The organism is Rhizobium sp. Root482 (assembly GCF_001426565.1).
Classification (GTDB): Bacteria; Pseudomonadota; Alphaproteobacteria; order Rhizobiales; family Rhizobiaceae; genus Pararhizobium.
Genome location: NZ_LMFA01000007.1, coordinates 14,683 through 27,963, shown reverse-complemented (window position 1 = coordinate 27,963; position 13,281 = coordinate 14,683). Strand labels below are relative to the sequence as shown.

The 13,281-nt window shown below is 57.6% G+C and carries 10 protein-coding genes; 6 read left to right on the top strand and 4 right to left on the bottom strand.

Annotated features, from left to right (window positions below):
- Positions 1 to 142 precede the first annotated feature (142 nt).
- Entirely contained in the window at positions 143 to 793 is a 651-nt protein-coding gene (locus ASD31_RS06495; RefSeq protein WP_056331066.1) for a response regulator transcription factor, read from the top strand.
- Between the two features lie 202 nt (positions 794 to 995).
- On the opposite strand, the gene ASD31_RS06490 is transcribed toward ASD31_RS06495, so the two are convergent.
- Complete coding sequence (locus ASD31_RS06490) at positions 996 to 1,409, bottom strand: EF-hand domain-containing protein (protein ID WP_056331063.1); 414 nt, start codon at positions 1,407 to 1,409, stop codon at positions 996 to 998.
- Between the two features lie 210 nt (positions 1,410 to 1,619).
- The gene (locus ASD31_RS06485) at positions 1,620 to 2,270 is read right to left on the bottom strand and encodes a hypothetical protein (protein ID WP_056331061.1); all 651 of its coding nucleotides are present in this window, start codon (positions 2,268 to 2,270) and stop codon (positions 1,620 to 1,622) included.
- A 311-nt stretch (positions 2,271 to 2,581) separates the two neighbouring features.
- Here ASD31_RS06485 and ASD31_RS06480 point away from each other — a divergent pair, with 311 nt between their 5' ends.
- A complete protein-coding gene (locus tag ASD31_RS06480; protein ID WP_056331058.1) occupies positions 2,582 to 3,307 on the top strand; it encodes a winged helix-turn-helix domain-containing protein in 726 nt (241 codons plus the stop codon).
- 57 nt (positions 3,308 to 3,364) lie between these two features.
- Here the strand turns inward: ASD31_RS06480 and ASD31_RS06475 are convergent, their stop codons facing one another.
- On the bottom strand, positions 3,365 to 4,000 hold the full coding sequence (locus tag ASD31_RS06475; RefSeq protein ID WP_056331054.1) for a response regulator transcription factor: 636 nt from the start codon (positions 3,998 to 4,000) through the stop codon (positions 3,365 to 3,367).
- 313 nt (positions 4,001 to 4,313) lie between these two features.
- On the opposite strand from ASD31_RS06475, the gene ASD31_RS06470 reads away from it, so the two are divergent.
- The 3 genes from ASD31_RS06470 (at position 4,314) to ASD31_RS06460 (ending at position 11,161) form a co-directional block, all read left to right on the top strand.
- Positions 4,314 to 5,786: a mechanosensitive ion channel domain-containing protein gene (locus tag ASD31_RS06470; RefSeq protein ID WP_056331052.1), complete on the top strand. Its 1,473-nt coding sequence runs from the start codon at positions 4,314 to 4,316 to the stop codon at positions 5,784 to 5,786.
- Between the two features lie 615 nt (positions 5,787 to 6,401).
- Positions 6,402 to 10,490 (top strand): PAS domain-containing protein, encoded by a 4,089-nt coding sequence (locus tag ASD31_RS06465; protein WP_056331050.1) that lies wholly within the window; start codon positions 6,402 to 6,404, stop codon positions 10,488 to 10,490.
- A 305-nt stretch (positions 10,491 to 10,795) separates the two neighbouring features.
- Positions 10,796 to 11,161 carry a response regulator gene (locus ASD31_RS06460; protein WP_056331047.1) on the top strand — a complete coding sequence of 122 codons (366 nt, stop codon included), beginning with the start codon at positions 10,796 to 10,798 and terminating at the stop codon, positions 11,159 to 11,161.
- Between the two features lie 81 nt (positions 11,162 to 11,242).
- Here the strand turns inward: ASD31_RS06460 and ASD31_RS06455 are convergent, their stop codons facing one another.
- A complete protein-coding gene (locus ASD31_RS06455) occupies positions 11,243 to 12,139 on the bottom strand; it encodes a LysR family transcriptional regulator (protein WP_056331044.1) in 897 nt (298 codons plus the stop codon).
- 96 nt (positions 12,140 to 12,235) lie between these two features.
- Here ASD31_RS06455 and ASD31_RS06450 point away from each other — a divergent pair, with 96 nt between their 5' ends.
- Positions 12,236 to 12,985 carry a glucose 1-dehydrogenase gene (locus ASD31_RS06450; protein WP_056331041.1) on the top strand — a complete coding sequence of 250 codons (750 nt, stop codon included), beginning with the start codon at positions 12,236 to 12,238 and terminating at the stop codon, positions 12,983 to 12,985.
- Positions 12,986 to 13,281 lie beyond the last annotated feature (296 nt).

Genomic DNA, 13,281 nt, shown 5'->3' with positions numbered 1-13,281 from the left:
CCTGCATTCGTAATGTATGTTGCTGGAACTGCCCAGGAGCTAGCTCAGCGGCGGCGCCTGAAGAGGCGCCTAGTGCTGGAGCAGAGGGCTGGACCAGCTACGGGCGATATGGCGCTACATGTGGGATGGCAAGGGGAAAAGTATGCACGCATCATCTTCTACGTTGGAGGATAGGCCGATAGCGCTACTGGTTGATGACGATACCAATGTCAGCGATGCCATGAGCGATCTGCTCAACTCCGTGGGGATCGAGACGATTTCATTTTCCTCCGCTCGCGAGGTTCTCGAGGCGAAGCTTCCCGATCGGCCGAGTTGCTTCGTGCTCGACGTGCGAATGCCCGGATTAAGCGGGCTCGACCTGCAGCGTCATCTCCACGTGAACGGCATCGATATACCTATCATCTTCCTGACAGGGCATGGCGATATAGCCATGAGTGTAGAGGCCATGAAAGCCGGCGCTGTCGACTTTCTGACGAAGCCGGTACGCGACCAGACATTCCTGGATGTCGTCACCAAAGCTATCGCGACTGATGTCGCACGACGCGAGGTTGCCCAGGCATCACGCAAGCATGCCGTCAGCTTTGATAGCCTTACCATGAGAGAACGGCAGGTCTTGCGCGCAGTCGTTGGTGGCGCCTTGAATAAGCAGATCGCTTACGAACTCGGCATCAGTGAAATCACCGTCAAACTTCACCGAAGCAATATGATGAAGAAGATGCATGTAAAATCCCTGACCCAGCTTTTCGCCGCCTGGCAATTCCTTCCTGAAAGCGTACGGCTCGGCGACGATTGACCGATTTCGGAATTGTCCGTTCGATATCGAGGTCGTTGCAGCGCATCTCCAAACCGGCTGTCATGCGCTAAGGCATGGTTTTTAGGCGGGCCTCGCTCGATATGCGGGTCTCTGCGGTCTACCGCTGTGTTGATTGCGGTTGAACGACGGCGCCGCAGCATCGGCGCGATCTTTCGTCGAGCCGATGCTGATGACCCATTTCCTATCGAAGGGGCCGGTCAATCCGGCCCATGGAGACTTTTAGGGTGGAGTTGAAACCCGCCGCGAATTCCTCCTCGTTCAGGCTTTCCTTGCCGGCGCTGCTGATTTTGTTCCAGAGCTTTGTAACGTCCCCAAGGCTCGGCTGATATCCGCTTTGGCCTGTTTCCATGTTTCGTTCGGTAAACTCGTCGCGAGAAACATAACCATCCCCGTTCAGATCGTTCCGCTCGAAATTCGATTTGGCCAGACGTGCCTGGAACTCCGCGATCTGGACCTCGGAATCCTTGCCGACTGTTGCCGGAGCGCTCGTCGCTGGCCGAGGCATGGCGTTACCCGCGCCCTCCGCGATCGAAGGCATTTTCTTCCGCGGGCTGATGAGATCGTAGATCGATGTGTCGCTGGAACTGATGCGCATTGAATGGGTCCTCGTGCTTGTGTGTAAATGCAACCTGAACCTGCGGAGCGACGCTTGTGCCTGGCTGGCCGATCGGCTTGTCGGCTTCTCTTTCTGGTTACATTTGTAACAGACGAAATTCCCGCGCCGCCACCTTTTGGTCGGGAAGATTGCTGCCGGCGGCTTGCAGACAGGCCAGGTTGCCGATGTCGTCTGGACCTCGGCCCAGGGTTATGCGGGATCGGATCGCCTGTTCCTCCCCGGAAATGCGCTCCGCCATGTGAATCCCAACCGCGCCCACCGGCGCTTGGGTCGCGCCGCCGGAAGGGGCTCTGTCGGTTGTCGTTTTTCCTCGTTCGGAGACTGATGTCCCTCTTCGGTCCACTCGAAAAACCGTGATCCCGGGCGGTGATCATGGACCATCAGTGCATCGTCCACCGCGAGGGAAAATTCTGCATGCACCACGTCTGTAAAGCCAATGAACAACATCCTTTGCTTTTTGGCGAGACGGCCTCTGCCCGTGACGACCACGTCCACCAGACCGATCGTTGCATCCCAGTGTGCGTTCCGCAGCGGGCTCTGGTCGAGGGCGAGCACCCGATCGGAATAGGCGTATATTTCCGGTAACTGGAAGAAGTGCTCGATTTCCTCCCGGCTGGCTGTGCCGTCGTCTTGCTTCCAAGTGTCGCCCTGTATCGGCCCGATCCGATAGCTGCTTGCCAGGCATCGCTGTTGCAGGAGATCGGTGCTCTCATAAGAAAAGCCGTTCCGGCAAATCGCGAGCTGTATCGTCGCGCTCTCGAACATCGATGGTTGCCGGCGGACCTGGTCGATCGCCGCCTTCAGATCTCTGACATATTGCGTATATGAGGTTACGGTCATGTCAGCTGTCCAGTTCGGCTCAATGGCCGGCAACGCGCGGCCGGCAACAGGTCATGCATGCCAGGCATTGGCAGATTTAAAGGATAGCGGGATCAATCGCATATTTTAGCTATACCTATGTTTGATCGAGGCTTTTCGAGTTTTGTGCCCGGCCTGTGTGCTATCGGTTTGTTCGCCATTGGGAGAACAGGCCCGGCGTGGCCTGTCTCGGAAAGCCATGTCCGCGCTGTCGAGGTCAATAGACCTTGTGTTTAGTTTTTCGCGGGCCCGCGACCAGCTAGAGCTCCAGAAACATATTTCTGGAGTGAAAAATGAAGCATGTGGTGGTGATCGACAGCGACCATGACATGCGTCGCATAATCGCGGACTACCTCTCGCAGCATGCCTTCCGTGTCACCGCGGTCGCTGACATGCAATCGGTAGCAAGGATCGTCGCAACGGAGGTTATCGACCTCCTTGTCGTTGACCCGGGATCCGTGTCCGGGAAGCCGCAGGAGGCCATTCAAGACTTGATTGCGCTCTCGGATACACCGCTTATCGTCATCAGCGGCGACCGGATCGACGAAATGGACAAGGTGGCCGCCCTGGAGCGGGGCGCCAGAGACTATATTACGAAGCCTTTTGGCATGCGCGAGTTTCTTGCCCGCATCCGGGTGGCTGCCCGGGAAGGTGTCATTGTGAAGGTCGAGCCTGATCGTCGCGCCTACTGTTTCAACGACTGGACACTCCTTGTGAAGCAAAGACTGCTTTGTCGGCCGGCCGCCGAGGAGATCAAGCTGACCGCAGCGGAGTTCAATCTCCTCGTCGCCTTTCTCAATTCTCCCCGGCAGGTGCTGACGCGCGAGCGGCTGCTGGCCGCTACCAGGCTGAATGGGGTGGAGATATTTGATCGAAGCGTTGACGTTCTCATCCTGCGGTTAAGGCGCAAGCTTGAAGAACAACCTTCAAACCCGGTATTGATCAGGACGCAGCGCAGGATGGGGTATGTCCTTGATGCCGAGGTCACCATCGTCGATCGCATCAGGCCTCGCCGCTAACGGATGGCTTCTTAAATTTCGGCCGGGTGTATCGTGCCTGTTTTGCCCGCTTGCTATTCACTGAAGCAGTATGGATTTCCTCACAAGATCGCTGAGGGAGCGTGCTTGCATCTTTCTCATCGCGCTTCCGCGGTGAAGCTTGACCATGATCTCGCTGATCCCCAGCTCGTAGGCGACCTGCTTGTTCATCAGGCCGTCTGTCACAAACTTCATCACCTGTCGTTCACGCGGGGTAAGACTTGCCTCGCATTCGAGAACGTGTTTCCGCCGGGATGCTATTTCGCGCTGCCTCCTGCCTTCCTCGATTGCCACGGTGACAGCTTCAAGCAGGTCGTCCGCGAGGAATGGCTTCAGCAGGAAATCGATCGCACCCGCTTTCATGGCGGAGACGCTCGTGTCGATATCCCCATCGCCCGTCATGAAAACGATCGGTACGTCGACCCCCGCCTCGGACAGCTTTTTTTGAAACTCGATACCACCGACGCCCGGCAGCCTTACATCGAGCAAAAGACAACCGGCGGCTTGCGGGTTCGCCCGGCAACTGAACTCGGTGGTGTCGACGAAAGCCTCCGCCTGAATTCCTGCTGCCTCGAACAACTCGAGCAATGCCGAGCGGATCTGTTCATCGTCGTCGATAATGTGAACCACTGCGACGGTATTATGTGGTTCAGCCACTTCCGGATATTCCGGCATCGCATCACCCCCAGACGGTTAAAGGCCCGACAATTCCTAAGTGACATCCTATCGAAAGTGTCCGCACTGGCTATAGAACCAACGTTTGTCTCCAGCGCTTGCCTAAAAATGCTGACAGCCGCCCCGGTTGTTGCCGGCGAGGACGGTTCCTGTGGCTTCGCTGCCGTGACAAGCTGTACTTTCGTTTGGCTTTCGCCGCCCGCCTGGCAGTACTACAGAAATTTTGGGCGACTCCCGCCACGTCAGGGGTCGCGCCGGCGCGAGGCGATCGTCCTTCGCGCATATTGCGGCAAGCCGCTAATCCGGAGCATCCATGGTGACGGTGATTCCCCCCATCTCGCTGCTCGCGTTGAACTTTCTCGGATGGGCCGGCATTATCGCATGGCATTTGCAGGGGCGAACGCGTCCTAATGCACGGCTGGTTGTGCAGATCATCTTTTTCGCTGCAATGACGCTCCTGCTTACCGCGGCGCAAATCGTACCCTTTCGATTTGAGAGGAATCATGAGGATGAGCTGGACCGGTTTCTCGTCGATGGCGCGAAGACCCTCTGGTGGACGCATCTCGCCTGGGCAACAATCGGCTTCACGCGAATTTATATCGTCTTGGAGAAACGCCCGCGAGAGGCGAGGCTCATTCAAGATCTTCTGATCGCCGTCATCTATCTCGGTACCTCGCTGTCGATCATGGCTTTCGTCTTCGGCGTGCCGATCGGCACACTTCTCGCGACCTCCGGCATCTTCGCTATCATCCTCGGCCTGGCGTTACAAAATACTCTGTCGGACGTTTTCTCGGGTCTGGCACTGACGGTAGGGCGCCCTTACGTTCTGGGTGACTGGATCTTGTTGGGAGATGGTACGGAGGGTAGGGTCGCTGCCAGCAACTGGCGATCGACCAGCATTCTGACGTCGGCCCACAATCTCATCGTTCTCCCCAATAGTGTGCTCGCAAAGCTCGGCCTGACAAATTTCAGTCGCCCGACCGAAGCGCACCAGCTTGAACTCTCGATAAGAATCGCACTGACCCAGCCACCAAATTTATCGATGGAGATCCTGCGTCTGGCGTTGTCGAGTTGCAACTTGATCTCCCGGGAATTTCAGCCAACGGTTTCGCTCCAGGGCATGGATGCCATGGGAATAGATGTGCTGCTGCTCTTTCATGTCTCAACGATCGGTGAACGCACCGCTGCGCGCAACGAGGTCATCGATCTGGTTTTCCGGCATTGCAGAGCAAATGGGGTAGCGCTCGCCATGCCCACCGGTTCTAATTGGATTGCAGACGGAATGTCCTTCGGCCCACATAGGTGGTCAACGCTCCAATCGCCGCAGGAACTTCTTCAAGCTGTACCCGGTTTCGGTACATTAACGGCAAGCGAACGCCAAACACTGATTGGTCGAGCAACGACGCGGCAGTTTTCGGCCGGCGCGCTTATCGCGGACGAGAGCGAAACGCTCTCGAGTCTGATGATCATACAAGCAGGAATCGTATGCCGGCGCCGAGACGGGAACGACATTGAGCGGCTTTCTCCCGGTGACTGCTTCGGCGTCCGAGGCGTTTTCGGCGGCCGGCCCGAAAACGGCAGTTTATGCGCGTTGACGAAGGTCACCTTGTGCATCTTCAACGAGAATGTCTTGCGTGACCTCACCAGCTCTCGGCCGGAACTTGCGGAAGAGTTCGAGTCAAGATTTCCCAAGGCTGCTTCCGAAGTGTCGGACAATCATGTTCATCCGTCACCGGCCGCAAAAGAGCCCATCGCGCATAAGACCCGATCGCTGTTCGGTCATTAATTTGCTCCCGCGAGACGCAGACTTACAAGCAGCCGGCGACAGGTGCATGTAGGCGTCATGGTAGCGGTCGAGGCCGCCCGTACGGCAGCGGGCGGCCTCCAGCGGATCGCATGATCCGCGGTTCGGCGCAGGGGGAGGCACCGAAGAGCAGATAGGCTCGGTTTGTTGGGCGGCGTGGCGAGCCCACAGAGGAAACATATTCCTCGTCTGTACGGGAGAGAACTATACATAGGTGTATCCGCCTGGGCGAGGACCGAATGGTTCGGACAGGCTGATGAAATCTCCACAGCGCCGGTCTTGGGGAGGCGGCGAGGATGGCCGCACTTCCGGCCGTGATCGGTGAAAATGGCCCGGTGGATTTCGTCATATCGAGAACAGCGGCTCTTCCACGCCGCGAGACCTATTCTTGAGAACAGGTATTCAGCCCCTTTGTTCCCAAGTATTCTGCCGGTCGGGGAAACCGGCCTCCTTTGGGCTTCGCCAGGAATTGCACAACAGCGATGGCATGATGGGATCGATCTCGTACGTGAATAGGGGACCCGCTGCAGGTCTGGCGGCGATCAAGCCATGCGTTCATCGTACCAGGTTTGTGACGTCTTGCGGGAGGAATCAACGATGATCGTCTGGTCGCATCGTCCCAAACTCTTGCACCTGGCTCTCTTTTATATGGCCTATGTCTTGGGCTGTGGCTTCGCCCAGGCGCTTGCGATCGTGCCAGGAATAACTGTTTCTATCTGGCCTCCGGGTGGCATTTTCTTCGCGACGCTTGTTCTCACAACTCCATACAGTTGGCCGTGGTGGATATTGGCGGGCTGTCTGGCGGAGATGTCTGCGCAATTCGCTTGGTTCCATAGTCCGTTGCCTGCGGGCTTTCTGATTTATGTCGGCAACGCCCTTTGCGCGGTTGTCGGTGTAGGGCTCGTCAACCGGGCATGCGGACGCTCGGTTCGATTGGAAAGCCTGCAGGAGGTTATCGCGTTCGTCGCACTGGGCGCTGGCGTTGCGCCGCTCATCAGCGCGACGGTGGGAAGTGCTACGCTTGCCTGGTTCGGCGTAAAGTCACAAACCTTCATGGCTGTATGGCCACTCTTTTGGATTGGAGATGCGACTGGAATTTTGCTCGTGGCGCCGCCGGCGCTGGTGGTGGTTCAGTACTGGCGCAGCAAATCTCGGCTCTCTCCCGTGCAGTGGTTGGAAGCCGCAGTCCTGGGCTTGATTTTTCTGACGATCGCTGCCCTTTGCTTGACCGACGGCTATCTGCCCACACCCTATATTGTCATGCCTCCGCTTCTTTGGGTGGCCGTGCGCTTCGAGTTCAGAGGCACTGCCGTCGCTTTGACATTGCTCGCGATGATTACCATGACTCTGACACTCTCCGGGGATAGCCAGTTTATCGGCGATCTCGAGTCCCAGAGGCAAAGGCAAGTCATGCTGCAGCTGTTTCTGGCCATCTCGGCATTTTCGGCCCTTATCGTGGCGGCCATATCCCGGCAGCACCAACAAGCGATGCTCGCATTGCATCAAAGCGTCGAGACATTACGCGAACGCGAGCGCGAACTCTCCCAGCTCGTGGACATGGTTCCTGTCCACATCAGACGCCTGACGCCCGAAGGCGAGCCGACATTTTTTAACAAGCGATTGCTCGACTTCTTCGGACTGAACGACCTGGCGCAGATGGATAAGTCTGACATGAGCCGGCTGGCGGCAGCCATTCAGACGTTTGTTCATCCGGACGATGCCCCTAAGCTCTTGAGAGAGGTTCGGCAGTCCCTCGCGACCGGCGATCCCTATATTATGAAGTATCGAATGCGTCATGCGGACGGCATCTACCGTTGGGTTGACGGTCGAGGGGAGTCGCTGCGGGACGAACGTGGTGCGATTGTGCAATGGTTTGTCATTTCCATCGACATCGATGACGAGGTGCGCGCGCAGGACGCTTTGCGCGAAAGCGAACGGCAACTCCGGCAGCTGATCGATGCGGTGCCCGCTCTAATCTGGAGCACGACGCCTGAAGGAACGCCGTCCTATATCAACAAGCGGATTCTGGACACGGTTGGAGTCACCTTGGAGGATTTGACCGCGCCGGATGCCTCACGGTCCCTGGCCGACGTCCACCCGGACGACAGGCAGACGGTCGAGCGCGCGCTCGCGCATTCGTTCGAAACAGGCACTGCTTTTGCGATGAAGTATCGTCAGCGCCGCTCCGATGGCAGCCATCGATGGACCGAGGGGCGCTTGGAGCCTCTGTGCGACCCGGCAGGACGGATCGTTCAGTGGTATGGCGTTTGCCTCGACATCGACGACCTGGTGACGGCGCAAGAGGCCTTGCGCATGAGCGAGCGTCGATATCGTGACCTGTTTCACTATATGCCGATAGGCCTTACCCAGATAGACGCCAGCAAGCTCGTTCCTCTCTTTAAGGAACTGCGGGCGCAGGGCGTGGCGGAACTCGAAACCTATATCGATGAACACCCCGAGTTTCTGGTGCGCGCGGTCGAGGCTCTGGAGGTTGAAGAGGTTAACCGGCACACCATTGAAATGTTCGGCGCAGACAGCGCGGAAGAAATGCTGACACCAATTACCCGCTACTGGCAGCCGGGCATGGCTACGATACGTCGTTCCATCGAAGCACGCTATCGTGGAGAGGAGGTCTTCCAGGAAGAAACCAAAGTGGCACGAATGGACGGCAGCGTCATCGACGTCCTGTTCACGACCGCCCGCCCAGGCGCCGTCGCCGACAAGAGCCTGGTCGGCTTTATCGACATTACCGAGCGCAAAAAGGCCGAGGAAGCATTGCGCAGCCGGGAAAGGGAGTTTTCGCAGCTTGTCGATATGGTTCCGAGCCTGCTGTGGCGGCTAACGCCAGACGGCGAGCCGGTCTTCTTCAGCAAACGCATGGTCGAGTATTTCGGTTTGAACGTCGGAGATTACGATGGGCCGAGAGTGAGTGGACTTGCTGCCGCCATTGCAGCCGTGGTTCATCCTGATGATGCGATCCATCTGGCGGAAGCTCTCAACCACTCCTTCGCAACGGGGGAGGCATTCTCCCTGAACTATCGCCTGCGTCGCGCTGACGGTGTCTATCGCTGGATGCTGGGTCGCGCGGAACCGTTGCGGGATGAAAGCGGATGTATCCTTCAGTGGTACGGCCTATGCCACGACATTGACGACCAGTTGCAGGCCGAAGACGCGCTGCGCCAAAGCAAGCGGCAACTGGAGCAAATGATCGATGCGGTTCCCATCAATATCCTGAGCTTTGCGCCTTCGGGCAAGATGACCTACACCAGCAAGCGATATCTGGAGCAAGTCGGTGTACCGATGGCGCACATCGATGACTTCGATGCACTGGCTGAGGACGTCGCTCACCCTGAAGATTTTCCGATAATGTTTCAGAGAGCATCCAACGGATTTGCGACCGGCCAACCTTTCGTGAACCGGTTTCGGCGGCGCGATAGAGATGGCGTCTATCGCTGGATCGAGGCACGTGCACAACCGCTGCGTGATGCGCATGGCGCGATTGTGCAATGGTATATTGCTTCAATCGATATCGAAGACGAAATGCGAGCGCAGGAGGCCCTACGCGAAAGAGAACGTTTTCTCTGGCAATTGGTCGAAACGCTGCCGGCAATGATCTATTGCGCGGCACCCGCTGGCGAGCCGGTCTATCGCAGCCAGCAGCTTCGTGAATTCCTCGGCTATGAGCTTGTGGATTTGGACAGCGCGGGAAAAACACGCCTGAACGGAACCCTTGACGCCGGCGTTCATCCCGATGATGTCGCTGGCGTCAAGGAACATTACGGCCATTCGTTGTCCACCGGCGAACCCTATGCGCGAAGACATCGTTTGCGGCGCTTCGATGGTGAATACCGTTGGGTGGAGACGCGAGCCGCGCCGATGCGAAACGCCGATGGCGCCATCGTGCAATGGAACGTCATCTGCCTTGACATCGACGCCGAGGTGCGAGCGCAGGAAAATCTACGCCTGGCACAGGACAGTCTCGCTCGCGCAAATCAGGCCGCCAGTCTTGCCGAGCTTTCAGCATCGATTGCGCATGAGGTTAATCAGCCTTTGTCGGCCGTTATGAATTATTCGAGCGCTTGCCAGCGTTGGCTGACAGCCGAGCCGCCCAATCTCGGAAGGGCGCAAAAGACGCTGGAGCGTATCATTCATAGTGCAAACCTGGCTGCCGACGTCGTCAGTCATATGCGCGCGTTATTTAAACGATCCACCGACACAAGGAATTGCACAACGCTTGAGGACGTTGTCGCCGAGGCGCGCGATTTGATGGCAGAGGAGGGCCGACGGCGGCGGATACGCATGGATGTCGACGTCGAGAACAGTCTTCGGCTCGTCGTGTTCGATCGTGTTCAGATACAGCAGGTGCTGGTGAACCTCATCCGCAACGGTATGGATGCGATGGCCGCCGTCTCGCATGACAAAGTTCTGCAGTTAAGCGCGCGCCAGGAGGAAAATATGATCCGAATAGAAATCAGCGATTTTGGCCGAGGCGTCAAATTTCCCGATAAGATATTCGAGCCATTTTTTACGACCAAAGAGCAAGGCATGGGTATGGGGCTCGCGATTTGTCGGTCAATCGTGGAAGCACACGGCGGGCAGCTATGGACCGAGCAAAACGAACCGCAGGGAGCGACATTCGTGTTTACCTTGCCGGCAGAAACGCAGTCGGCCCATGATGACCATTAGTCAGTGCGTGCTCAGCGTAAACCACGCACTTGTCCGGATACTCCGTCCAGCTACGCGACGGTCCGACAGTATCAAGAACGGGATTGTGCCGCACCCGTACCTATCAGTGCACAGCGTGGGCATATTACTGCGTGAGAAGAAGGCGCTGAGCCCGATGTGGAGCGCAATCCACACGTCCCGCCTCATTTCGAAATGCGAAAATCAACTCGTTAATGCAGCAAAATCTGCGCACGGAGCGTTATGCAAGGGATAATGGCGTTACAAAGTCTAGAAACTCACCCGCACCAGGCGGGAGGGAGCAGAGCATGAGCAAGAAGATACCTGTCGTGGCAATCGTCGATGACGACCCGATCGTGCTCGGATCGTTGGAGGAACTGCTGGAATCTGCCGGATATGCTGTTCGCAGCTTTTCGGCCGGGGGATTGCTGCTCGCAAGCGGATTGTCAGGCGTGGATGTGCTCATAACCGATATCGGGCTGCCCGGCATCGATGGCTTCGAACTCCGTGACGTGGTGAAGGAGAAATATCCAGAGCTTCCGGTGTTCCTGATTACCGGTCGTCATGAGATCGCTGATCAGAGTCGCGCCCAACGCGCGGACGGCTTTTTTCGCAAACCCTGCGATGGGCAGGCCCTGCTCACCGCCGTTGGCGACGTCCTGCGCGACAATTGAGTGTTATCCCCCTGCAGCCGGCCCGTAAGCCTATGCCTGAAGGTCGCAGGCGAAAGGAGCCTGGTCCGGGACGCTTGTGGCTCACATCGCGGCTATGGCCTTGGCTTCGCCAGCCATGAAGTCGCAGAACAGCTTTACCCGCAAGGGCACGGTGCGGCCGAAGGCGTGCAGAGCGTTGAAGGGCAGTCTGGGAAAGGCGATTTCTGGTGCGAGGCTGAGCAAGCTGCCGTCATTCAGTTCGCGTGCCACCAGGCATTTCAGGAGAAAGGCCGCCCCAAGTCCACTGCGCGCGGCGTAGATTAACGCCGCACCGGAGTCACAGTCGATGCGCCCTGAAGGCGTGAACGTCCGTCCGTCGGCCAGACGCAGAGAGGTTACCACGCCGCCCGACGTAAATCGGGCGAACGGTACATCCGCCAGCGCTTCGGCGGACGTCGGCATGCCCCAACGCTTCCGGAAAGACGGAGATGCGACCACGGTCATTGGCAGGTCTGCCAGAGGGCGCACAATGAGATCGCCTTGTGTTGGATCTCCGACGCGCAAAACGACATCATAGTCTTCCCTGATCAGATCGACCAGGCGGTCCGTCAATCCGATATCGAGATGCAGCGCCGGATAGGCGTCTGCAAAACGGTCAAACAGGCCAGGCAGCAGCAATGGTGCCAGTTCTCCCGGCATGCTGATGCGCAGCCTCCCGGACGGTGCAGCCTGTGACCCGATCGCTTCGTCGCTGGAATCGAGGTCCCGCAAGAGCGGTCCCACACGATCGAAAAAAACCTGACCGTCCTGGGTGAGGGTGAGTGCACGGGTGGAGCGGAGAAAGAGTCGCGTTCCAATTTTTTTCTCCAGCCGACCTATGCTCTTCGAGACAGCCGATGGCGTCGTGTTCAGATCGCGTGCGGCGGCGCTGAAGGATCCGGCTTCCACGGTTCGCACAAATGCCATCAAACCCGATGTCTCACCCAATAGATTTGGCATTTGCATCTCCCCGGCACAGCTCATGTGCCTGACTTCGATCTAATGGTGCAAGGCGCTCGCGTTTATCTCAGCTTCATCAGAAAATGGAGATAAACAATGCAATACCTGAAGGACAAGGTCGCCGTGATCACCGGCGGCAACAGCGGCATCGGAAAGGAAACTGCGCGTCTGTTTGCAAAAGAAGGCGCGCATGTCGTCATCACGGGTCGACGGCAGGATATTGTCGATCAGGCGGTGGCCGAAATCGGAAATGGCGCCATGGGCGTTGTCGGCGACGTTGCCGACCTCGAACACCACCAGCGGCTTGCAGAGATAGTGACGAGCCGGTTTGGCAGGCTGGATACCTACATGGCCAATGCCGGCGTCATCAATCTCACCGCTTCCGGGAACGTCACGCCGGAGGACTACGACAGGCATTTCGCGACCAATACGCGCGGTGTGTTTTTTGGCGTGCAAACGATGGAGCCGCTGATCCGCGATGGCGGCAATATCATTATCACGAGTTCGCTCGCCGCGACAAAGGTCCTGCCGAATCACACCGTCTATGCAGGCTCCAAGGCCGCGATCGCCGCATTTGCGAAGAATTGGGCGATCGAGTTCAAGCCCAGAAAGATCCGCGTCAACATTTTGAGCCCAGGGCCGGTGGATACTGCCATCCTCGGCAAACTTGGGATTTCGGACGCCGATCGCCCGGCTCTTGAGGATCACATGGCCTCCATCATCCCGGCTGGCCGTCTCGGACAGCCCGAGGAACTGGCGCACGCCGCTCTCTTCCTCGCTTCCGAGGCCGGCAGTTTCGTCAATGGCGTGGAACTGCATGTTGATGGCGGCATGTCCCTGGCTTGAAAGTAATAAAGAGATGCAACAGTCACATAATCCCGAAATCGTCGCCTTCATCAACCGCCTGGCAGAAACCGGCAGCAATTACCGAATGGAGGAGATGGAGAGCCTGTACACCGAAAATCTTGGATTTCTTGTCCTCACGCCGGAAGGCACGATCGCCCGGTTTTCCAAGGAGGAGATGTTTGCGGAGTTCAAGGCCCGTCGCGACGCCGGTGAACAGCCGTTGTCGACAGAGAAGAAGATTCTGCACATCGAGGAACAGGGCGATGACGCCACAGCCATCCTCTATCGTAGGATGA

Excerpts from the sequence above, each read along its gene's own strand:
- ASD31_RS06480 (WP_056331058.1), top strand. The coding sequence starts at position 2,582 with ATGAAGCATGTGGTGGTGATCGACAGCGACCATGACATGCGTCGCATA.
- ASD31_RS06485 (WP_056331061.1), bottom strand. The coding sequence starts at position 2,270 with ATGACCGTAACCTCATATACGCAATATGTCAGAGATCTGAAGGCGGCG.
- ASD31_RS06465 (WP_056331050.1), top strand. The coding sequence starts at position 6,402 with ATGATCGTCTGGTCGCATCGTCCCAAACTCTTGCACCTGGCTCTCTTT.
- ASD31_RS06495 (WP_056331066.1), top strand. The coding sequence starts at position 143 with ATGCACGCATCATCTTCTACGTTGGAGGATAGGCCGATAGCGCTACTG.
- ASD31_RS06455 (WP_056331044.1), bottom strand. The coding sequence starts at position 12,139 with ATGCCAAATCTATTGGGTGAGACATCGGGTTTGATGGCATTTGTGCGA.
- ASD31_RS06475 (WP_056331054.1), bottom strand. The coding sequence starts at position 4,000 with ATGCCGGAATATCCGGAAGTGGCTGAACCACATAATACCGTCGCAGTG.
- ASD31_RS06450 (WP_056331041.1), top strand. The coding sequence starts at position 12,236 with ATGCAATACCTGAAGGACAAGGTCGCCGTGATCACCGGCGGCAACAGC.
- ASD31_RS06460 (WP_056331047.1), top strand. The coding sequence starts at position 10,796 with ATGAGCAAGAAGATACCTGTCGTGGCAATCGTCGATGACGACCCGATC.
- ASD31_RS06490 (WP_056331063.1), bottom strand. The coding sequence starts at position 1,409 with ATGCGCATCAGTTCCAGCGACACATCGATCTACGATCTCATCAGCCCG.
- ASD31_RS06470 (WP_056331052.1), top strand. The coding sequence starts at position 4,314 with ATGGTGACGGTGATTCCCCCCATCTCGCTGCTCGCGTTGAACTTTCTC.